Here is a 21,696-nt window from a genome sequence, read left to right on the forward strand (position 1 = left end):
ACCCGTGCACCAAGGCCCTACGCTCGACGACCTACGCACGGCCGCCACCCAGCGCGGCTACCATCCACAGCATGAGCGAACCCACGAACCCCAACCCGGCCCCGGTCCGGCAGCTGCGCCTCGTCGTCGAGACCGAGGACTTCGATGCCGCCCTCGCCTTCTACCGCGACGTGCTCGGGCTTCCAGTGTCGGAGTCCTACGAGGGCGAGGGCGACGCCCGGGTCGTGATCCTCAGCGCCGGGATCGCCACCCTCGAGCTGTCCAATCCCGCCCAGATGCGGCTGATCGATCGGGTCGAGGCCGACGGCCAGCCCAGCCATCGACTCCGCGTCGCGTTCGAGGTGGACGACACCGCGGCGACCACCGACCGGCTCGTTGACGCCGGCGCGATTCTCACCGCCACGCCCCGCGAAACCCCGTGGCGCTCGATCAACTCGCGAATGGATGCGCCGGCCGGCCTCCAGATCACCCTCTTCCAGGAGCTCGACGCCGGGGAACACCCCTCCGGCGACAGCGACGTCCCGGCCTAGGAGCGCCTCGCGCCGGCCGCATCCGCGCTCACATGGGAGGGACGGGGATTGCCCTCATCACGATTGCGGATGAAACTGCCCGTGTGGATGACACCAACTGCCCTCACCCCCTCAGTAAGCGCGATGCTGCCGCTCTCGTCGGCGTGCTGGCCAACCTCGAAGGGCTGGTCTGGATGGCCGGCCTCGACGATCATTCGGTGCAGACCCTTCTGCACCGTCTCGCAAGCGACGGCATCGCCGCGCCACTGAGCGAGGGCGCCGACCCTCGTTACAACGTGCGCCAGGCGCTCAACGACCTCAACCAACAGCTGCGCTACGCCCTGGGCGAGTACGACAGCCCGCACAGCTCGGCGCCGGTGCCTCGCTGAGAGAGTGCGGTTCGAGCGGGACTGGTCGCCGGGTTCGACAGGCTCAACCAACGGATGGGTCGAGCGCGCCACGGCGTTGCACGGCTCAGTGCACCACCCTGTAGACGACGTGGGTGACCAGCTCGTTCTCCACCGAGCTCACCTGTTCCAATCTCACGTCGTCCAGTCCCTCCAGCAAGGGCTCGCCGGTGCCCTGCACCACCTGCGCGATATGCAGCCGCAATTCGTCGATCAGCCCGGCCGCGAGGTACTGCCGCACAGTGGACGCACCGCCGGCGATGGCCACGCTCAGTTCCCCCGCCGCGGCACGCGCCTGCTCCAAGGCCGATTCGATGCCGTCGGTGACAAACGTGAACGTCGTGCCTCCCGCCATGACCAGCGGTGCCCGCGGATAGTGCGTCAGCACGAACACCGGCGCGTGGTACGGCGGCTCGTCGCCCCACCAGCCCGTCCACTCGTCGTCCCACTCCCCTCGGCCGGGACCGAACATGTTGCGGCCCATGATGTATGCACCCGCCTCCAGGATGGCCGCCATTTGGGCGGCATTCTCGGCAGGCTGCTCGAGCGCCCAGCGGTGCAGCCGCATTCCCCCTTCACCGAGCGGATTCTCCAGGCTCTGGTTGGGGCCGGCCGCGTAGCCGTCGGTGGAGACGGTGATATCGCAGGTCACTGGCGTCATGGTCGATCGCTCCGTTCGTTTGGTCCCACCTCGCCGGCCGCCCTCGGGCCGGTCACACCGTCACGGCCGGTCACACACTCGCGGCCGCCGGCACCACATTGTGCGGCACCGGGTCGTGCCGCAGGTAGCTGCGGCGGAAGAGACCGCTCCCCGCCGTCAAGGCCCGGAGCTCGATGGCATACCGTAGCAGCTCGGCATCCGGGATCTCAGCGCTGATCTCGGTGCGCTCATCACCCACCGAGGTGGTGCCGGTCATGTGGCCGCGGCGGGTGGACAGGTCGGTCATCACCGCACCGACGGAGGCGTCGGGCACGCTGATCGTGACCGCCGAGACCGGTTCGAGCAGCTGGATCCGGGCCTCCGCGGCGGCCTCCCGCAGCGCCAGCGCCCCGGCTGCCTGGAACGCCGCATCCGACGAATCGACGCTGTGCGTCTTGCCGCCCACCAGCGTCACCCGGATGTCCACAACGGGGAATCCGGCCGAGACGCCCTTCTCCATCTGCGCGCGAACGCCCTTCTCCACCGACCCGATGTAGTGCCCGGGGACCACACCGCCGACGATCTTGTTCACGAACTCGAACCCCGCCCCGCGCTCCCGTGGTTCGACCTCGATCTCGCAGATGGCGTATTGGCCGTGGCCGCCGGACTGTTTCACGTACCTCCCCCGGGCACCGGCCGGCGTGGCGAAGGTCTCCCGCAGCGGCGTGATCACGTCGACGGTCTCCAGCTTCACGCCCTGGCTGCGCAGCCGGTCCAGCACGACCTCGGCGTGCGCCTCGCCCATGCACCACAGCACCAGCTGGTGGGTCTCAGCGTTGCGCTCCACCCGCAGGGTCGGGTCGACGGCCACGATCTTGCCGAGGTTCTTGGCCAGCGCGTCGTCATCGCTGCGCGTCGCGCCGTGCACCGCCACCGGCATCAGCGGCTCCGGCATCTCCCACGCCTCGACCAGCAACGGCGCCTCCCGGTCGGACACGGTGTCCCCGGTCTCCGCGTCGGTCAGCCGGGTCAGCGCGCAGATGTCTCCCGCCACGCAATACGGCACCGGTCGCAGGATGGCGCCCAGCGGGGACTGCAGGTGGGTGACCCGTTCGTCACTGTCGTGGTCCTGATGGCCCCGGTCGGTGAGGCCGTGGCCGCCGATGTGCACGATGGTGTCCTCCCGCAGCGTGCCGGAGAAGATGCGGACCAGGCAGACCCGGCCCAGAAACGAATCGATGGTGGTGCGCACGACCTCGCCCACCAGCGGCCCGTCCGGATCGCAGGTCAGCGGCCCCACCGGTCGGCCGTCCAGGTCCGTCACCGACGGCAGGGCACGCTCCATCGGCGAGGGGAACGCGCCGGTCAGCAGCTCCAGCAGTTCCGTCATGCCTACCCCGGTCTCGGCGGAGGTCGCCAGCACCGGATAGAAGCTGCCGCGCACCACGGCGATCTCCAGGTCGGCGGTGAGGGTGTGCAGGTCGATCTGGGCGCCGCCGAGATAGCGGTCCATCAGGGTTTCGTCTTCGCTCTCGGCGATGATCCCCTCGATCAGTGTGGCCCGGGCCGGCTCCGCGTCAGCGCGTTCGGCCTCGGTGGCCGGCCGTTGGGTGGGCCCGGCGGTGCCCGCGCCGGAGTCCGAGACCGTGCCGGAGAGCAACCCCAGCAGCCCGGTGATGCTCGCGTCGGTGCGGATCGGCACGGCCAGCGGCAACACGGCGCCGAAGTTCTCCTGGCACGCCGCGAGCACCGCCTCGTACGCCGCCCGCGGGTGATCGATCCGGTTGATCACCACCGCCCGGGGCATCCCGATGCGCTCGCACTCCGCCCAGAGAGCGGTGGTGGCCGCGTCGACACCGTCAACGGCCGAGACCACGAACAGCGCCGCATCCGCTGCCCGCAGCCCGGCACGCAGGTCGCCGACAAAATCGGCGTAGCCCGGGGTGTCGAGCAGGTTCACCTTCACCTCGCCGACCGTCAGCGGCAGCACCGACAGCGCCACGGATCGTTGCTGGTGGATCTCGGACGGGTCCGAGTCGCTCACCGTGCTGCCGCCCTCGATCGTGCCCATCCGGGTGAGGGCACCGGTGGCCGCGAGCAGCGCTTCGGCGAGCAGGGTCTTACCGGCGCCGGACCGACCGACCAGGGCGACGTTGCGGATTTTCTCCGGCCGATCTGCCGGAGGGCCCGACGACGTCGCGGCCTTGCGTTGTTCCGCGCCGCCCCGGCCCGTCCCCTTCGACGCATCCTGTTTTCCCGACATGAGCAACTCCCGACGTGGTCGTCCCAACTTTTCCTCACCGCTGCATCCAATTGACACCCAGACCTCACCAAACGGCAAGGGCCGACCGGCACGCTACCCCCTGTGCGCAACCCCCCAGCGATCCCGGCCTGCCAGGCATAGGGTCTCGCCAAGCACACCGTGAGGGAGGTCATCTGATGGGACATCTGGTCTACGACTCGAGCCTCAGAATCGACTTCAACGATCGGATGCTCGCCCATCTTCAGGTTGCCTTCGCGGTGAAGCTGCACTCGAACGAGAGTTTCCAGTTCTCCTGGCGACAGGACAGAGATGGCGACGGCGGTCGAGGTTCGATCTGGATCCACCCCCACATTTCAATCCTCTACAGGTTCACCGATCGATTGAAGCCAACGCTCAATCCCCGCTGGATCGAAGCTCTCGTGCGCTCCGCCGACACACCAGAGGGTATGTCCGCACTGCCCGAACCGAACGCGCTCACCACGGCTGCGGATCCGCCCGCCGCACCGTGAACCGCTGAGCGGGGCCAGGGTGGCTCGGCGCCCGTTACGCTCGAGCCATGGGTTCCCGAACTGAACGAGTGCACGGCACCTTGACCGCGTGGGACGACGACCGCGGATTCGGCTTCATCACTCCCGCTCAGGGAACCGGCAAAACTTTCGTGCATATCAAGGCGTTCCCGGCCGGCCACACGCGGCCGCAACTCGGCGAGGCGCTCACCTTCGATATCGAGCAGTCGGCAGACGGCAAACGCCGTGCCGCACGGGTGCACCCGGCGGGCAAACGGATGCTGTCGTCGTCGGGTCGCACCCCCGCCCGGCGCACATCCCGCGCCGCACGGTACCTCCCGATCCTGTTCTTCGTGGCCGGCTACCTCGTCGTGAACACACTTTGGCCGATCCCCGTGTGGGTCGCCGGTCTCTACCTCGCCGCCAGCATCGTCTGCTTCTCCTTTTATGCGGTCGACAAGTCGGCGGCCACCGCGGGGCGCTGGCGCGTGTCGGAGACGACTCTTCTTCTGTGGGGCGTCATCGGCGGCTGGCCGGGCGCCATCGTCGCCCAGCAGACGCTGCGGCACAAGACCCAGAAGGCCAGTTTCCGGTCGGCGTTTCGGGGCAGCGTGATCGTCAACCTGATCGTCTTCTTGGTGTTCGCGACGCCGGCTTTCGCACTGTTCGTCGAGTGGACCCGACGCCCCCTGTTCTAGCGGCGGGTCTCCCGGCTCAGGCCGAGTGCGCGCGGCGCACCGCGGCGAAGGTGTCCGGCTTGTCGGGCCGGAGGAATTCGACGATGAGATCCCGGCACAGGTCCGGCTTCTCCACCAGCACACCGTGCGACGCGCGCGGCACCACCGCGAGCTCGCCGGCGGGCAAGGCGCGGTAGAGCTCCACGATGTGCTCCAGCGCCATGTCGTCATCGTCGCCGACGAGCACGAGCACCGGCATCCGTATCGCGGCGAGGTCCGCCGTCGTCAGCGTCGGACCCTGTTGGTGCATCCGGGCCAGCTTCCCGGCCACGACGGCGTAATGCTCCCGGCCATCCGGTGAGACCTCGGCGTAGGCGTCGACCATGAATTCCGGCACGTCGGCATTCAGGGTGCCGGCGGGCCACCCCGCCAGCGAATAGACACCGGAGACGAACACCAGCTGCGACACCAGGTCGGGTCGCCGCAGAGCCACGAGCAGCGCCACGACGGCACCGTCGCTGTAGCCCAATAGCGGGGACGGGCCCGCGGTGTGCTGCTCCAGAAAGCGGATGCTGTCGTCCGCCATCCCCTCGAACGTCAGTGGGCCGTCGGTGTCGGGTGTGCGGCCGTGCCCCCGCCGGTCCGGCGCCAGCACTCGATACCGCTCGGCGAAACGCTCAATAATCGGGGCGAGCGCGCGCGCGTCGGTGCCGCCGGGATGCAGCATGGTGAACGCCGGGCCGGAGCCGAGCTCGATGAACTCCAGATCCGTGGTTGGCGTCGGCGACGGCTCCATGGCACCCTCTCGGTCGGTTAGCGCACCCCGCCCATCAGCCGCAGGATCGGCCGGGCGAACAGCGCCAGGATAATCCCGAGCACAATGGCGATGCCACCGAGCACCCCGAAGTACAGGTGTTCGGGGGCCACCGCGTACCACTCGGCCAGCAGACCGGAGATGGCGGTGCCGAGGGCGACCGACAGGAAGAACAGCGCGACCATCTGGGTCTTGAACAGTTCGGGCGCGAGCTTCGTGGAGACGGACAGCCCGACGGGTGAGAGCAGCAGTTCCGCGACGGTGAAGACCAGCAGGATGCCGACCATTGCCAGCAACGGGGTCGAGTTGGCCGCGCCCCCGGCGAACGGCAGGAAGAAAAGGAACCCCACGCCCATGATCGCTGTGCCGAAGGCGAATTTCACCGGCGTGGACGGCTGCTTCGAGCCCCACTTGGTCCACAGCGCAGCGAACACACCCGACAGCACGATGATGAAGACCGGGTTGATTGACTGCACCCACGACACCGGCATCTCCCAGCCGAAGAACACGCGGTCAAGCCGCAGGTCCGAGTAGAGCGTCACGACGGTGAACTGCTGCTGGTAGAGCGACCAGAACGCCACACTCGCCACGAACAGCGGGATGAACGCGTACACGCGCTTCCGTTCCACCGTGGTGATGTTCCGGTTGGTGAGAATCACGACGAAGTACGACACGGATGCGACGATCGTCACGCCGATGACGATGGTCACCAGGTTCGAGGCGGTGATGATCCCCATGAGCACCAGCACCACGATGAGCACGATGAACGCGGCCGCGATCATCGCGTACGGCAGGTACTTGCTGCGCGGCAGCGGGTCGGGCACCTCGCGGGAGGAGTCGGGCAGGCGCTTGCGCCCGAACGAGTACTGGGTCAGACCGATCGCCATTCCCACGGCGGCCAGACCGAATCCGTAATGGAAGCCGATAGTTGACTGCAGCAGTCCGGTGAGGATCGGGCCGAAGAACGCGCCCAGGTTGATGCCGAGGTAGAACAAGGAGAAACCGGCGTCGCGGCGGGGATCGTCCTTGCGGTACAGCGTGCCGACCACGGAGGTCGCGTTGGCCTTGAGACCACCGCTGCCGAGCGCGATCAGGATCAGGCCGACGATGACTCCGGCGACGCCCGGGATCAGGGCCAGAGCGATGTGCCCGACCATGATGACGACCGCACTGACGTAGAGCACCCGTTCGGAGCCGGCCAGCCGGTCGGCGATCCAGGCGCCCAGGATGGTGGAGAGGTAAACCGCTCCGCCGTACGCCCCGACGATGCCCGCGGCCGTGGCCTGCGGGATATCGAGGCCGCCCTCCGCCGCCGAGTAGTACAAATAGAGCAGCAGGATGCCCTGCATCCCGTAGAACGAGAAGCGTTCCCACATCTCGACACCGAAAATGCTGGCCAGCGCCCGAGGCTGACCAAAGAACCGATGGTCGTCCTGTGGGGTGCCTGCAGCTGACTCCGCAATGTTTGTCATTGTTCCGACGATACTACGGAGGCGAAACTCCGAATACCGTGGGTCGGCTGACGCGAGCGGCATCGGCTATGGCGCTCCGCGGCATCCGTGGAATCGAATTCGCGAGTCATCGGGCCTCGAACCACACCTGGGTGAACCCGCCGGCGGCGATGAACACCGTGCCGCCGCGCTTGTCGCCCTTGCCGTTGTGCGCGTCGGGGATCGGCTGGCCGGCGGCGTCGAAGGCCTGCTGCACCAGCTGCTGCCCGCGCGGCACGTCGATGCGGCGCTTCGTGTCAGCGACGTCGGCGCTCACGAACAGCGACGAGTCGCCGTCCGGCCCGGTCACCGCGACCGTGGAGATCAGCGGCTGGATCAGCAGCGCGTCCAGCTGCACCGAAGCATCCGTCGTGCCGACGACCTCGCTGGCCTTGCCCGGCAAGGTGTTGGCCAGTGGCAGCGGCAGTAGCTGGCCGGGCACCTCGGTGACGCCTTGCTCGCCGGCGCCGCCGTTGGCTGTGCTGCCCAACAGCGGGGCCTTGCCCTTGCCCGGCCGCTTGCTGCCGACGGTCCACGTGGTCGTGCCAGCGGGGTCGACGACCTGGTTCACGATCGGGTGCACCCGGCGCGCCTGGTCGTCGGTCGGGACGGTGATGCGCAGGGTGCCTCCCGCCGCCAGGTCCACGTAGGCGCCGCCGGACCAGTTGGCCTCACCGGTCCAGGCCGAGGCCGGGGTGGTCACGGTGCCGCCGGTGATCGTCCCGGACTCGGCCTCCACCACACTGAGCCCGTCGGTGGCCACCGTGGCGGTGATTCCCAGGGCCGCGGCCTTGAGGTCGGGGTTGGCGTCCAGGGTGAGCATCGAGAACAGCGCGTGGATGGTCGACTCGGCGCCGGAGTTGGGGTTCACCCCGCCGTCCGGCTCGATGCCGTCGATGGCGGTGCCCGTGGCCGGGTCGTACGCCGGCAGGCCACTGGGGTTCGCGCCGAAGTACCAGCCGGCGGTGATCGCGGCGAGGTTCAGCAGCCCGGGGGCATCGGCGGCCTCAGCGGTGGCCACCAGGCTCTGCAGCCGGGAATCGACGCCGTAGGCGATCTGCGCCTCGCCGGGGGTCGGCGACCAGGCGTTGTCAGGTCCGCCCGCGGCGAGCAGCTGCGGGGTGAACTGTGCGGTGTCCTGCACCGCGGCCGCGAGCAGGGTCGGGTCGTCGAGCACCCCGGATGCCGTCGCCACGGCCGCCGGGGCCAGCCCGCCCCAGGCGTGCCACAGGCTGGGCGACTTCGTCCACGGCATGATCGCGCCGAACGGCCAGTCGCCGCTGGCGCCCTCATCCGTCGACATCGCCGCGATGCCCTCGCTCAGCTGGCTGAGCGCGGTTTCGGCCACGGCCACGGTGGGGCCGGCGGGCTCGGCCTGCAGGTAGGCGGCGAGGCCGAGCACGGCCTCGGCCGACGCATCCGCGCCGTCGGCGATCAGCCAGGCCGGCACCGGGTCGCCGTCGGCGACGTCGTAGCTGGGGTAGTCGCCGAGCGACCCGGCGTTGAGCGCGGCCAGGCTGAGGTTGAGCCGTTCCTCGAGGAACGCGGCGAACTCCGGGTCATCGTCGGCGAACGCGGCGTAGCCCTCGCCGAGCGCCCACACCGTGCGGGCCAGCCAGTAGGACTCGTCCGAGTCGCTCGGGTCGGGCAGCTCGACGGGCTTGGCGCTGGGGTTCAGGGTGCCGTCCACCTGCTGCCAGAGCACCACGTTGCCGGCGTTGGGTCCCTCGGTGGTCTGCAAGTAGGTGAGCGAGCGCAGGTGCTGGAAGGCGTGGTCCCGGCTCGTCGTGTCGCCGGTCTGTTGCCAATGCCGCAGGTACACCACGGCAGCGCGGGAGGTGTCGTCGGCGTTGAACGCGCCCTGGCTGTAGTAGCCGGTGGCCGGGTCGAGGACACCGCCGCCGATCGGGCTGTAACTGCCGTCGTCGTTCTTGTCGGCATAGGTCCAGGGTGCCTCGACCACCGGGTTCTCCGCGGCCTGGTAGGTGGTGTGCCCGGCGATCACCGGCAGGGGCACCTCGGCGAGGAGGAAGTTGAGGTGGCTGAGGTTGGTGAGCGGGGCGGATGCTTCGGCGGCCGGGAGAGCCGCCGGGGTGCTTTTTGCGGTGGTGCCGGTGGTGGTGGTGGCCGCCGACGCTGGCACGGCGGCCAGGGCGCCGGTGCCGACGAGGGCGACCGACAGGGTGGCGGCCAGGGCGAAACGGCCCGGCCGTGAGTGAGCGGATGAACAGGAGCTTGATCGAACATCGTTGTACGTCATTCGTCAACTAAACCGGTTAAGTTCCGTCGCGTCAAGAGTTATCCTCAGTTCTCTCCACAGGTCCGTCCGCCCTCCACCTCGTCAGTTACGCCTCGGCACCAAGGCCGGCCTGGGTTCATACGAGCGGGTGGAGCGTGAGCCCGGAAAGTCTGGAACGGGCCGGAGGCCAAGAAGGGTCGCGCCCACCTGCAGAAGCTGGCCACACACAACGCGAAGAAGATCGACAAGGCGCTACACCACTAGACGCTCCCCCAGGCTGTCTTTTTGGGCCTGACTCCCCCGCGGCCGCGCCAGAGCCATGCGCCAGCCAAGGCATGCGGGTCAGACGCCGTTATGCGGGTGGCGTGCCACCCGCACAACGGCGCTTGACCCGCAGAGTTCGGGATGCGCGTCCGGCGCCGCAGCGCCCCCACCGACACCTCTCGCCCTGCCGAGAATGCACAACGAGTGTTGCGCAATGATCGTTGTTCTTATATCGTCGGGGGCATGACTCCCCGCGATACCCGCCGAACCACGCTCACGTCGGCCGCCTCGATGCGGGTGCTCGCGCATCCGACCCGCTTGCGTCTGCTGGGATTGCTGCGCGAACTCGGACCGCAGACCGCGGCGCAGCTCGGCGACATCGTGGACGAAGCCCCCGGCACCATCAGCTACCACCTCGGCAAGCTGGCCTCCATCGCGTTGATCGAGCCCGCCGAGGCGCAGAGCAGCGACCAGCGCGAACACTGGTGGCAGGCCACCACCGCGCTCACCAGCTGGGAGCCCGCCGATCTGCTCGACGATCCCGACCAGCTCGCCGCCTCGGCGAGCCTGCAGAAGTCGATCGCCCAGGCCTACGCCGCCCGGTACACCGACTACATCGACGCAACACCGAACCTCCCCCGCGACTGGGTCGCCGCCGCCGCCAGCGGTGACCGCAGCCTGCGCCTGACCGTCGAGGAGCTCACCGCCATGCGCGCCGAACTCGAGGCGCTCGTGGACCGCTGGGTCGAGACCGGGGCCGCCCACGACCCCGCCGGAAGCGACGGCGCCGAACCCGTGGTGCTGGTCTACCAGGCCTACCGCCGACCCTGACCGGCCCACCGATGACCACACCCACCACGGAGGCGCGCCCCCGCGACCGCCGCGCCACCGGTTCCCTCACCGCGCTGCTCACCGCGCACGCCATCTCCCAAACGGGCAACGTCGTGACCGCGTTCGCCATCCCCTTTTACGTGCTCGGCCTCGGCGGCTCCGGGGTCGAGGTGGGCGTCGCCGCGTTCTTTGCCACCGCCCCGGTGGTGATCGGCGGCGCGCTCGGAGGGGTCGTCGTCGACAGGGTCGGCCACCGCCGCGCGGCCATCGTCGCCGACCTGGTCAGCGGAGCGACCGTGCTGACCATCCCGGTGCTCGCCCTCACCGTCGGTCTGCCGTTCTGGGCACTCCTCTTATTAGTGTTCGCCGGCGGACTGCTGGACACCCCCGGGCAGACCGCCCGGCGGGTGATGTTGCCGAGCCTCACCGCCCGGGCAGGAGTACGCCTCGAGCAGAGCGTCGGCCTGCTCGACGGATCGGAGCGCTTCGCGAGGCTGATCGGCGCCTCCATCGCCGGGCTGCTCGTCGCGCTGGTGGGGCCGATGGCGGCCCTGTTCGTCAACGCCGCCACCTTCGCGGTCTCGGCGCTGCTCACCTGGGCGTTCGTGGCCGTTCTGCCCGCCGACTCCCCCCAGCCCACGGCCACCGACCGCTCCGACGCGCCCCGAACCAGCTACTGGGCCGACCTCGCCGAGGGATTCCGGTTTGTCATCCACGACCCGCTGATGCGGCTGATTGTGGGCCTGGTTCTCATCACGAACCTGTTCGACGCGGCCCGCGGTGCGACCCTGCTGCCCCTCTACGCGAACGATCGCCTGGGCGGCGCGGCCGTGCTGGGTCTGCTGGTCGCGGTCATGGGCGGATGCGCCCTAATCGGCAACGTCGTCTTCGGTTTCGTCGCCCACCGCGTTCCTCGCCGGCTGACGTTTGCGGCGTGCTTCGCCCTGGCCGGCGGGCCCTCGAGCGCAGCCTTCGCCCTCGGCGCTCCACTGCCCGTGCTCGTCGCCATGACCGCCCTGTCCGGCCTGGCCGCCGGGGCGATCAACCCGATCCTGGGCACAGTGGAGCTCGAACGCGTTCCCCCGCACATGCGCGGCCGGGTGTTCGGCATGATCAACGCCGGCGCCTGGGCGGGCGTGCCGTTCGGCGCCCTGCTCGGCGGTATCGCCGCCGACACCATCGGCCTCGCGGCATCCTTCGGCATCATCGCCGTCGCCTACACTCTCGTCACGCTGAGCCCGCTCACCGGTGGCGCCTGGCGCGAGATGGAGCGGCAGCCGGCGCCGACGACCGACACCTGATCCACCGCGGCTGCCCTTATGTCGCGCCAGCGGCGCTATGCGGGTGCAGCGCCGCTATGCGGGTGGCGCGCCACCCGCATACCGGCGCCTTGCCCGCACAACGACATCGAGCCAGCCCAGGCCGTCCCCGAGCTCGCGCGTTGGCCCAACCACGTCGTTGATCTGCATCGGCCCAGCCCACCTGACCCCCGGCACGATCGCCGCCGCGCTGGGGTTCGTGCCGACCGGACGTCCTCGACAGTCGCCCAGGTGGGCCATCCTAGGCTGGGCCCATGCAGAGTAACGCCGTCTTCGTGCCCCGGGACCAGAGCTGGTGATCGCCAACAGCCAGGCGACACGCAGCCGTCGACTATTCGTCACCGGGGTCGTCCTGATCGACCTGATCGCAGTCGCCATCGCCTTCTGGCCGGTGCTTGTTCTCGGCTTGGGGCTCCAAGCGATCGGCGACGCCAACGGCTGGTGGCTGGGCGATCCCAATTCGAACGATGGCGAAGAGGTCTTCGCCACCATCGTCGGAGCGGTCGGTCTGCTGATCGTGCTGGTGGCGGCGGCGGTTCCAGTGGCACTTCTCGCGCGGCGGCAGCGGCAACCGGTGTTCCGCTCAACCGCGCGCAACACGCTCTACCTTCTGGGCGTCTGCCTCGTGGTCGGCATCCTGCTCGTCATCTTCTGACGGGGGCCGCTGAGACCGAGGGACGAAAAATTAAGGGGAGATAGGTCGCAAATGAGGATGCTGCGCCCCGCGGGCTCAAGGGGTCAGCGCAACACTCTGACTTCTTGGAGTGATGATGCGTATTCCTGTTTCCCGTGCTGTGCGTCGGGTGTTCTGGACAGCGATTCGGGACGGAGCTACGACGCAGGACGCTGCCGCGGTTGCGGGCATGTCATCGCAGGAGGGTGACGTGTGGTTCCGCAATGCTGGTGGCATGACACCGTTGTCGTTGAATCCGCCATCCGAACGGTTTTTGTCGATTCGTGAACGCGAGCTGATTCTGGCCGGGATCAGCGCCGGCCTGTCGATCAGAGCGATCAGCCGGTCGATCGGACGCAATCCGTCGACGGTGCTGCGGGAGTTGGAGCGAAATCTGCCTCATCAATACCGACCGCGGTCGAGGATGGGGCGGCCCCGTTCGACGCCGGTCAAGTACTCGCCGTCGTTAGCGCAGCGTCGCGCAGATCTGAGGATGTCCCGCCCGAAACCAGCGAAACTGGCCCTGAATGACAGGCTCCGGGACGAGGTTCAGAATCGGCTATCGGAGAAGGCCAGCCCGGAGCAGATCATGCGACGATTGCGGTTGGACTTCCCCGACGATCCGGAGATGCGGGTGTCACACGAAACGATCTACCAATCCCTGTATGTTCAGGGCCGCGGGGCGTTGCGCCGCGACCTGACAGTGGCGTTGCGCACTGGGAGAGCGCTCCGTAAACCGCAACGCCGGGCCACCCAACGCCAGGGCCGGATCCGCGACATGGTGCTGATCAGCGACCGGCCCGCCGAGGTCGAAGACCGGGCAGTTCCCGGACACTGGGAGGGTGACCTGATCGTCGGCAAAGACAGCGGCTCCGCGATCGGCACCCTGGTCGAACGCACAACCCGGTTCGTGATGCTGCTGCACCTGCCCGACAAACACGGCGCCGACGAGGTCCAGCAGGCGATGATCGAGACCATGGGCAGGTTGCCGGAATTCCTCCGCAAATCCGTCACGTGGGACCAGGGCAAAGAAATGGCCAATCACGCGCAGATCCGAATCGCCCTCGACATGGACATCTACTTCTGCAACCCGCACTCACCCTGGCAGCGCGGCAGCAACGAGAACACCAACGGTCTGCTGCGCCAGTACTTCCCGAAAGGCACAGACCTCTCCGGCTACCACCACGACTACCTCGACTACGTCGCCAACCAGCTCAACGACCGCCCCCGCAAAACCCTCGACTGGAAAACCCCGAAAGAAGCCCTCAACGAGCTACTCTCGAAGCCACAACCGACCGGTGTTGCGCTGACCGGTTGAATCCGCCCCCGATTGCATCCTAATAAAGTCACTGTTCACGCTTTTGGAGGTGCCGGCCGGCTCAGGATGCGTTGACGTTGATCAGCACCTCGTTGCGCCGCAGGAACGCGGGCTTGAACGGTGGATCGTAGCGGGCGAATCGCGGCTGACCAACCGGGGTGAGCCCGGCGGCCGAGATGGCCTGCCGCAGTTCGTCGAGGTGCCGCGTGTAGCTGTCCTGGGTCCAGCGTCCGCGGCGGTAACGGATGACGGCCACGAGTGCCTCAGGCACGGCACGCAGGTGCACCTCGCTGTTGGTCGGGCGCGGGGCGCTGTCGATGGTGAGGCTGGCCGGCAGAACGAACGCCACCCGGTAGCCGCCGTCCTCGGCATCCCCGGCATCGACAGGCTGCTGCACCACCGGTGCGGTCATAGCAATCCGCGATCCGGCGGCATCCTGCACCACCGGCGCCGTCATCGCCACCTTGGTGCGGGAGACGTTCTCTCCGCTGATGTAGGCGAACAGAGAACGGAAGGCCCGGTTGCCGGCCTCGTCGAACGGCCCACCGACCACGATTTCGGCCAGCACATGGCCGGGATAGCGGCGCACCTCGAAGTCGTCGTAACTCTGCACACGGTCATAGGGCTGCTTTTCGGTCACACCCCCACGCTACAACGCACCCCGCCCGCGACCATGATCGGTCGGGGCGGGGTGCGAACGGAAGCAGTGCCGAGAACTAGACGGCGGCCGGAGCAACTTCCGGCTTCGTGTAATTGTGGTGGGCCTGCGCCACGGCTTCGTCGAACTCCGCCTCAATCTCCATCGACGGCTTGTAGGTGGCCAGCGAGACCACCACGGTCACCAGGAGGCTCGCGAGGAAGCCCGGCACGATCTCGTACATCGTGGCGCTCAGCTCGGAGTTGCCCCAGATGAACACGACCACAGCACCGGTGACCATGCCCGCCAGGGCACCCCAGGTGGAGAGCTTCTTCCAGTACAGCGAGAGCAGCACCACGGGGCCGAACGCCGCACCGAAACCGGCCCAGGCGAAGCCGACCAGTTCCAGGATGGTCGAATCCCGGTTCAGTGCGATCAGCCCGGCGACGAGGGCCACCAGCAGCACGCCCAGACGGCCGAGCATGACCAGCTGCTTGGGCGTCGCATCCTTTTTACCCACGATCTTGTACAGGTCCTCGACCAGGGCCGAGGAGCAGACGATCAGCTGCGACGAGATGGTGCTCATGATCGCGGCCAGCACCGCCGCGAGCACCAGACCGGCGACGAACGGGTGGAACAGGATCTGCGAGAGCAGCAGGAACACGGTTTCCGGGTTGTCCAGGGTGACGTCGGGGTTCTGCTGGAAGTAGGCGATGCCGATCAGCGCCGTGGCCAGGGCGCCGAGGGCGGTGAGAATCATCCAGCCGATGCCGATCCGGCGGCCGGCTTTGGCGTCCTGCGGGCTGCGCAGCGCCATGAACCGAACGAGGATGTGCGGTTGGCCGACGTAGCCCAGGCCCCACGCGGCGGCGGAGATGACGCCGAGCACGGATCCGCCGGCGGTGAGCGAGAGCAGGTCGGGGTTGACCTCGCGGATGGAGTCGATGGTGGCGCCGATGCCGCCGGTGGCGGAGAGGGCCACCACGGGCACCACGATCAGTGCGGCGAGCATCAGCAGGCCCTGCGCGACGTCAGTGAGGGTGGCACCGAGGAAGCCGCCGAAGAGCGTGTAGAGCAGCGTGACGCCGGCGACGATGAGCATCCCGGCCAGGAAGGTGGAGCCGAACGAGTTCTCGAAGAACACCCCGCCGGCGACCATGCCGGAGGACACGTAGAACGTGAAGAACACCAGGATGATCACACCGGAGACCACGCGCAGCAGCCGCGAGGTGTCCTTGAGCCGGTTCTCGAAAAAGCTCGGGATGGTGATGGAGTTGTTGGAAACGTGGGTGTACGAGCGCAGCCGCGGGGCCACGAACTTCCAGTTCAGCCAGGCGCCGATGGTGAGGCCGATCGCGATCCACGCCTCCACCAGACCGGACACGTAGATGGCGCCGGGCAGGCCGAGCAGCAGCCAACCGGACATGTCGGATGCGCCGGCGCTGAGCGCCGCGGTACCGGGCTTCAGACCGCGGCCGGCAAGCATGTAGTCGTCCAGATCCTTCGTTTGCCGAAAGGCAAACCAGCCGATCGCGAGCATCCCGGCGAAGTACAGCACAATCGCCGCCAACTGAAAAGTTTGATCCGTCATTGGAGTTCCTTTTGTTCGGATGCCCGGCCTGCGGGCACTCGGATGCCGCAAGCGGGCACGAGAAGTCGTCAAGTTTCACACACAAACGAGTTTCTGTGAAGTCGCACAGCCGGACCGGCGTCGCCACGGGGCCGTTCACCGGCTCGGTTACGCCCCGGAGGGAGTGGTCCGTCCGGGCGCCGGTATCAGGGTCTCGAGCTCGTCGAGCAGGGTGGTGCCGGCGGCGTCGTGTCGGATCGCCTGGCCCAGCGCTTCGGCGGCCTGTCGGTAGTCGTCGGTGCCGAGCACCGTGGTCACGCCCCGGGCGATGCGCGGTGCCGGTGCGCGCCGCGACACCGCCACGCCGGCGCCGCGGGCCGTGACCCGGACGGCGTTGTCGGCCTGGTCGCGGCCGTGGTGCAGGATCACCAGGGGCAGTCCCGCCGCGAGCGCCTTGATGACGGTGCCGTGGCCACCGTGGGTGACGACGAGGCTGGCGTGGCGCATCACCTCGCGGTGCGGCGCCGAATCCACCACCGTGACATTCGCCGGCGCGCGGAGCGCGTCGGCGGGAACCGTGGGCCCCGTGGTCACCAGGCCCCGCACGGGCAGGCTGCCGAGCGCGTCGACGACCCGTTGCAGGCAGTCCACCTGATTCTGGAACGTGGAGGACATCGCGACCAGGACCAGCGGATTGTCACCGGCCGGCGCGGTCCATTCCTCCTCGGCCGCCCAGGCCGGATCGTCCAGGATCGGCCCCACATAGCGGGCGTTGTACGGCAGCGTCGCCGGGAAGTCGAACGCCCGGGAGGTGAGCACGAGCTGACGTCGGGCGTGGTGGATCTGGTCCCACATGTGCGCGACCGGGCCCAGACCGTAGTCGGCCCGCACCGCGTTGATCTTCTCCAGCGCGTACCGGTCGATCATCCGGGCGCCCAGGGCGGTCATGGTCTCATCTCGCAGTCGCCCGAGCGGTCCGCGCGCGGGCGACAGGCCGGACCCGAACGGCGGCATGCCCGTGGCCGGCAACGGGTAGGAGTTGGGGAGCAGCACGTCGAACGGGCATCCGTGGGCCTCGGCGGCGATCATGGCGCCAAGCGCAAAGGAGGAGGTGACCAGCAGATCCGGCCGCACGGCGTCCAAAGCGACCGTCGTGTCCCTGGCCTGGGCCGGCGCCGGACCGGTGAACATGTAGTCGGCGATCCCCCGCGCGAGGCTCGTCGGGGTGCGCAGCTCATAGTCGCGGAACGCCTCGGCCGGGCTCCACCGGCAGGGCACGAACATCGCGCCGGTGCTGCGCACCTGGTCCGCCAGCGACTCGTCCGCGAGCACGGTGACCCGGTGCCCCCGGTCGACCAGCCGGCGTGCGACACCGAGCTCGGGAGGAACGGTGCCACCGCCGTCGGTGAGGGCGAACAGGTAGGTGCGCGGTGTGACGGTGGTCTCGGATGTCGACGCGACGCCGGTCATGCCGGTGATAGTACGCCGATTGCCGGTTCCGGCGACGACCGCGCCGGTTTCTAGACGACCGCCAGCTCAGCGCCGAGCACGGCATGGGTGATGAGGCGGTCCAGCGCTCGCACGTCGACGGCCTTGCCCACCTTGATCTTGATGTGACCGGCCCGCGTCCACAACTCGATTTCCCCGTTCATGTCGAGCGAGCCGGCGTTCTCCGACGACCACATGTTCACGCTGGAGTACGGCAGCGAGTACATCTCGACCTTCTTGCCGGTGATCCCCTGAGCATCCCGCACGATAAGACGCTTGGTCGTGAACACCGCGCTGTCCCGGAACGTCTTGTACGCCGCGACCGCCTTCTCCCCCGGCACAAGCATGGGTTCAACGTCGGCCGGGATCGGAACCTCGGAGACGAATGTCCAGGCGGTGATTGCAGCGGTATCCATGGGAGTCCTTTGGGTCAGGTTCACCGCGTCTGAACGGATGCGGCACGGCCAATCTATTGCTCGTCGGCCACGCGCTCGGGCAGCGGCAGACCCCCATTGCGAGGCTTCCGAAGAGCCCTACCGCGGTCGCCGCAACCGGATCGGCCCCTTCGCGGTCGACGGATCCACCACGGACCCACCCTGCGTGATCTGCAGTTCTCCGCGGGCGACCATCCGCCGGGCGGCTCGTCGGGCCGGCTCCATGAGGTCGCGCCACTCCTCGCCACCGATGGCCCGCGCCGCGTCGGACGGACAGATCGTGGCTTCCTGCGCCCGCGCATTCAGCAGGGTCACGATGGTCTCCTCCAGCCGGAGGTCGGTCGAGTTGACGCCGTGTGAGCGGCACGCGGCGGAGCAGTATTTCACCGCATCCCAGTTGTCAGCCCACTTGGCGCGCCACTCGATGCGCCGTCCACACGAGGCGCAGGTCTTGTCTGCCCGATCATCGGGAGAGGCGGGGGTGCGTTGACGGTGGGCCATGCCTTCTATCCTGCGGGATTCCTGCCCTGAGCGCTCTCCTACTGGCCGGCCGCCACGTCGATCAGCACCTTTCCCACCACGCCGCTCTCCACCAGCGCATGGGCATCCGCGGTGTGCGCGAGGTCGGTGCGGTGCAGTGGCAGCCCGGCCTCCTCCCCCACGGTTAGGGCGCCGTCGATGAGGGCGGCGGTGATGTCCTCGGCCGCGGCCCGAATCGCGTCCATCCCCACCGTGTAGAGCAGCACGAACTGGTAGCGCACGTTGAGGCTGAAGTGCTGGCGCACATCGAGGGTCATCTGGTCGCCGCCGTTGTTGGCGTAGACCGCGATCGACCCACGGTTGCGGATGACCGCCAGGTCGAGCCGCGCATTCTGGGCGGGTGCGACCTCCACGATCAGGTCCACCCCCTCCGGTGCGATCGCTCGGATCTGGGCGACGATGTCCGGGTCGGTGTAGGTGAGCACGTGCTGAGCGCCGGCGGCGGTGGCCAGTGCCGCCTTCTCCGGTGAGCTCACGGTGGTGATGACGGATGCTCCGGCCCATCGGGCCAACTGGATTGCGGCGTGCCCGACCGCCCCGGCCCCGCCGGCCACGAGTACGACTGTGCCGGCCAGCGCCCCCGGCTGCAGCCGGCGCGGACCGTCTTCGGCCACCGTCAACGCGCGATGCGCCGTGATCGCCGGCACCCCGAGGCTTGCGCCCTGGTCGAAGCTCGCGTTCGCCGGCAGCCCGAAGACGCGCTCCGCGGGGAGCACGGCGTATTCCTGGGCCGAGCCGCTGTTCGCCCGCTGGTACGCGGCGAGCGCCAGCCAGACCCGGTCGCCCACCGCGACATGCTGCACGCCGGCGCCGACCGCGTCCACGATTCCGGCACCGTCCTGGCCGGGCACGACATCGTCGAATGCCAGCTTCTCGCCTGCTGCCGAGCCGCGACGCGATTTCCAGTCGGTGGGGTTCACCCCGCTGACCACCATTCGCACCCGCACCTCGCCCGCGCCGGGTTCGGTCACCGGCCGATCCACAAGCTGAAGCACGGACGGGTCACCGGTCTGGCTGTACACAATGGCTTTCATATCAGGGGCAACGCTGTCGGGAGCGGAAAGGTTCCCTCGCGCCGGGTCGAGGTCGCCGCCGGAACGTCTGTCTCGCCCTCGCGGCCACCAGTCGTCGATAGAAGGGGACTACCGGTCGCGAGGGTCAAGCCGGCTCCAGTGCATCCGCGCGTACCGTACCCGGCCGATGTTCACCGCGTTGGGCTGCACGTCTAGCCAAAGCGCGGCGAGCAGGCGCGCCTCCGGGCGCACGTCTTGCCGATGGGGCATCTGCCCGAGAATGCCGAGTTCCTCAATGAGAAACAACCACCATGTTCCATCAAAGGTTGTCGTGACGGTGAAGTTGCGCATGCGGCCTGGTTTCGGGACTTCGGTCCTGCCGAAGAGATCGACCCTACCCTGTGCGCGCGCTGCACGGTATCGACCGGCTCGCCTGGCCCCAGCCTGAGGCGGCCATCACGGATGCAACGCCAGAGGGCGACCCCGCACCGCGGAGCCGCCCTCTGGCGATACTACAAACTCAAGCAGCTAAACGGCCTCGGCCGCCGCATCCTTCTCCGCCTTGCGACGAGCCTTCTCGGCGTCGAGCATGGCCTTCTCGGCCGCCTTCTCCTCCGCGATCCAGACGTCACGCTTGGCCCCGGGTACCCAGCCCTTGTCCACAACGCGGATCTGGTAGACGATCGCGACGCTGACGAGCACCACGGCGATGAGGATCGCGAGAATCACTGCGAGGCCGCCGCCCACGCCGACGCTGACGCCCACGAGGGTGCCGAACCAGCCGAAGTCGGCGTCACCGAAGGTGCTGTTGGCAAAGCCGAAGTCGCCGAGCACCAGCAGCAGAATGGCGGGCAGGATGGTGATGATCACGCCGTTGACGAAACCACCGATCATCGCGCCCAGGCGTCCGCCGGTCGCGTTGCCGTAGACACCGGCTCCACCACCGGTGAAGAAGTGCGGCACCATGCCGGGCAGGATCAGCGCGAGGCCGAAGACCGGGTTCAGCCAGACCGCCAGCACGCCGAGGGCGAGGAGGCCACCGGCGAAGGAGCTCAGGAAGCCGATCAGCACGGCGTTGGCGCCGAACGGGAAGACGATCGGGATGTCGAGCGCCGGACGTGCGCCGGGGACGACCTTCTCGGCGATGCCCTGGAACGCGGGAACCAGTTCGCCGAGCACGGTGCGCACACCGTAGAGGATGATCGCGACGCCGACACCGAACTGCAGGGCCTGCGCGAAGGCGGCCATGATGAACGCACCCGCGTCAGCGGAGCCGAAGATGTCCAGGGCTTCCTGCAGCGGCAGGGCGATGAGGCCCCAGATGGCGAAGACCATGTAGATGAGCACCATCGACAGTGAGGTGGCGACCATCGAGTCGCGCAGGAACTTGAGGCCCTGCGGGAACTTGATGTCTTCGGTGGACTTGCTGCGGCGGCCCACGGCCTGACCGGCGGCACCGGCGGCGATGTAGCCGAGGGTGCCGAAGTGGCCGATGGCGATGGTGTCGTTGCCGGTGATCTTCTTGGTCCACGGGTGCACGAACGCGGGCATAACCACCATGATCACGCCGAGCAGCAGCGCACCGATGAGAACGACGAGCCAGCTAGCCCCGTTACCGAAGCCAACGGAGAGCACCACGGTGAGCATGGTGGCCATGAAGACCATGTGGTGCCCGGTGAGGAACACGTACTTAAGAGGAGTGAACCGGGCCAGGACCAGCATCACCAGGAACCCGAGGGTGAGCACGTAGGCGCTCTGCGCACCGAACTCGTCCTGCGCGATCGCGGTGATGACCTCGTTGGTTGGGATGACGCCCTGAGCGCCGGTCACCGCGAGGATCAGGGTGCCCAGCGGGTCGAGGGAGCCCACTACGACGTTGGCGCCGGCACCGAGGATCAGGAAGCCGAGGGCCGCCTTGAGTGCGCCTCCGATCACCTGCCCGGAGTTGCGCTTGAGCGCCATGAGCCCGATGGCGGTGATGATGCCGATCAGGTACGCAGGCACGTTGAGGATCTGCTGTCCGATGAAGTTCAGTACGACGACGAGCCACTCCATTGTGGGAGC

21 protein-coding genes are annotated in these 21,696 nt (G+C 68.3%); 8 read left to right on the forward strand and 13 right to left on the reverse strand.

The genetic code is table 11. The annotated features are described in order from the left end of the window. Positions 1 to 71: 71 nt before the first annotated feature. Complete coding sequence (locus B7495_RS12495) at positions 72 to 530, forward strand: VOC family protein (protein ID WP_088456857.1); 459 nt, start codon at positions 72 to 74, stop codon at positions 528 to 530. Positions 531 to 613: 83 nt separating this feature from the next. Further along, positions 614 to 898: a hypothetical protein gene (locus B7495_RS12500; protein WP_088456858.1), complete on the forward strand. Its 285-nt coding sequence runs from the start codon at positions 614 to 616 to the stop codon at positions 896 to 898. Positions 899 to 983: 85 nt separating this feature from the next. Here B7495_RS12500 and B7495_RS12505 read toward each other — a convergent pair whose 3' ends face one another. Together B7495_RS12505 and B7495_RS12510 are read right to left on the reverse strand one after the other, a co-directional pair. Further along, positions 984 to 1,577, reverse strand: a complete 594-nt coding sequence (locus B7495_RS12505) for a dihydrofolate reductase family protein (RefSeq protein WP_088456859.1) — start codon at positions 1,575 to 1,577, stop codon at positions 984 to 986. A gap of 70 nt (positions 1,578 to 1,647) precedes the next feature. After that, positions 1,648 to 3,819, reverse strand: a complete 2,172-nt coding sequence (locus B7495_RS12510; RefSeq protein ID WP_088456860.1) for an elongation factor G-like protein EF-G2 — start codon at positions 3,817 to 3,819, stop codon at positions 1,648 to 1,650. 176 nt (positions 3,820 to 3,995) lie between these two features. Here B7495_RS12510 and B7495_RS12515 point away from each other — a divergent pair, with 176 nt between their 5' ends. Both B7495_RS12515 and B7495_RS12520 read left to right on the forward strand, forming a co-directional pair. After that, positions 3,996 to 4,328: an ATP-dependent DNA ligase gene (locus tag B7495_RS12515; RefSeq protein WP_088456861.1), complete on the forward strand. Its 333-nt coding sequence runs from the start codon at positions 3,996 to 3,998 to the stop codon at positions 4,326 to 4,328. Positions 4,329 to 4,375: 47 nt separating this feature from the next. After that, positions 4,376 to 5,023 (forward strand): cold shock and DUF1294 domain-containing protein, encoded by a 648-nt coding sequence (locus B7495_RS12520; protein ID WP_088456862.1) that lies wholly within the window; start codon positions 4,376 to 4,378, stop codon positions 5,021 to 5,023. A 16-nt stretch (positions 5,024 to 5,039) separates the two neighbouring features. On the opposite strand, the gene B7495_RS12525 is transcribed toward B7495_RS12520, so the two are convergent. The 3 genes from B7495_RS12525 to B7495_RS12535 all read right to left on the reverse strand — a co-directional run bounded on the left by B7495_RS12525 (position 5,040) and on the right by B7495_RS12535 (position 9,566). After that, entirely contained in the window at positions 5,040 to 5,798 is a 759-nt protein-coding gene (locus B7495_RS12525; protein ID WP_088456863.1) for an alpha/beta fold hydrolase, read from the reverse strand. 17 nt (positions 5,799 to 5,815) lie between these two features. Then, on the reverse strand, positions 5,816 to 7,288 hold the full coding sequence (locus B7495_RS12530) for a peptide MFS transporter (protein WP_088456864.1): 1,473 nt from the start codon (positions 7,286 to 7,288) through the stop codon (positions 5,816 to 5,818). Between the two features lie 106 nt (positions 7,289 to 7,394). Next, a complete protein-coding gene (locus B7495_RS12535; RefSeq protein WP_088456865.1) occupies positions 7,395 to 9,566 on the reverse strand; it encodes a hypothetical protein in 2,172 nt (723 codons plus the stop codon). A gap of 486 nt (positions 9,567 to 10,052) precedes the next feature. Here B7495_RS12535 and B7495_RS12540 point away from each other — a divergent pair, with 486 nt between their 5' ends. The 4 genes from B7495_RS12540 (at position 10,053) to B7495_RS12555 (ending at position 13,950) form a co-directional block, all read left to right on the forward strand. Beyond that, positions 10,053 to 10,640, forward strand: coding sequence for a helix-turn-helix domain-containing protein (locus tag B7495_RS12540; protein ID WP_168195322.1), 588 nt, complete (start codon positions 10,053 to 10,055; stop codon positions 10,638 to 10,640). Positions 10,641 to 10,651: 11 nt separating this feature from the next. Further along, positions 10,652 to 11,941, forward strand: coding sequence for an MFS transporter (locus B7495_RS12545; protein WP_088456867.1), 1,290 nt, complete (start codon positions 10,652 to 10,654; stop codon positions 11,939 to 11,941). A 313-nt stretch (positions 11,942 to 12,254) separates the two neighbouring features. Continuing rightward, positions 12,255 to 12,614, forward strand: coding sequence for a hypothetical protein (locus tag B7495_RS12550; RefSeq protein WP_088456868.1), 360 nt, complete (start codon positions 12,255 to 12,257; stop codon positions 12,612 to 12,614). Positions 12,615 to 12,867: 253 nt separating this feature from the next. Continuing rightward, positions 12,868 to 13,950 (forward strand): IS30 family transposase, encoded by a 1,083-nt coding sequence (locus B7495_RS12555; RefSeq protein WP_121678472.1) that lies wholly within the window; start codon positions 12,868 to 12,870, stop codon positions 13,948 to 13,950. Between the two features lie 61 nt (positions 13,951 to 14,011). Here the strand turns inward: B7495_RS12555 and B7495_RS12560 are convergent, their stop codons facing one another. From B7495_RS12560 to B7495_RS12595, 8 genes are all read right to left on the reverse strand, one after another. Next, complete coding sequence (locus tag B7495_RS12560) at positions 14,012 to 14,590, reverse strand: heme-binding protein (RefSeq protein WP_088456869.1); 579 nt, start codon at positions 14,588 to 14,590, stop codon at positions 14,012 to 14,014. Between the two features lie 76 nt (positions 14,591 to 14,666). Further along, positions 14,667 to 16,178 carry a sodium/proline symporter PutP gene (putP, locus tag B7495_RS12565; protein ID WP_088456870.1) on the reverse strand — a complete coding sequence of 504 codons (1,512 nt, stop codon included), beginning with the start codon at positions 16,176 to 16,178 and terminating at the stop codon, positions 14,667 to 14,669. Positions 16,179 to 16,325: 147 nt separating this feature from the next. Next, positions 16,326 to 17,627: a glycosyltransferase gene (locus B7495_RS12570; RefSeq protein WP_088456871.1), complete on the reverse strand. Its 1,302-nt coding sequence runs from the start codon at positions 17,625 to 17,627 to the stop codon at positions 16,326 to 16,328. A 50-nt stretch (positions 17,628 to 17,677) separates the two neighbouring features. Beyond that, on the reverse strand, positions 17,678 to 18,061 hold the full coding sequence (locus B7495_RS12575; protein WP_088456872.1) for a PH domain-containing protein: 384 nt from the start codon (positions 18,059 to 18,061) through the stop codon (positions 17,678 to 17,680). 117 nt (positions 18,062 to 18,178) lie between these two features. Continuing rightward, positions 18,179 to 18,580, reverse strand: coding sequence for a DUF2256 and DUF3253 domain-containing protein (locus B7495_RS12580; RefSeq protein WP_088456873.1), 402 nt, complete (start codon positions 18,578 to 18,580; stop codon positions 18,179 to 18,181). Between the two features lie 38 nt (positions 18,581 to 18,618). Beyond that, entirely contained in the window at positions 18,619 to 19,653 is a 1,035-nt protein-coding gene (locus B7495_RS12585) for an NADPH:quinone reductase (RefSeq protein WP_088456874.1), read from the reverse strand. 108 nt (positions 19,654 to 19,761) lie between these two features. Then, positions 19,762 to 19,983: a hypothetical protein gene (locus B7495_RS12590; RefSeq protein ID WP_088456875.1), complete on the reverse strand. Its 222-nt coding sequence runs from the start codon at positions 19,981 to 19,983 to the stop codon at positions 19,762 to 19,764. Positions 19,984 to 20,160: 177 nt separating this feature from the next. Further along, positions 20,161 to 21,687, reverse strand: a complete 1,527-nt coding sequence (locus B7495_RS12595) for a PTS ascorbate transporter subunit IIC (protein ID WP_088456876.1) — start codon at positions 21,685 to 21,687, stop codon at positions 20,161 to 20,163. Positions 21,688 to 21,696: the final 9 nt, after the last annotated feature.

The sequence above is a fragment of the Cryobacterium sp. LW097 genome (assembly GCF_002205495.2).
Lineage (GTDB): Bacteria > Actinomycetota > Actinomycetes > Actinomycetales > Microbacteriaceae > Cryobacterium > Cryobacterium zongtaii.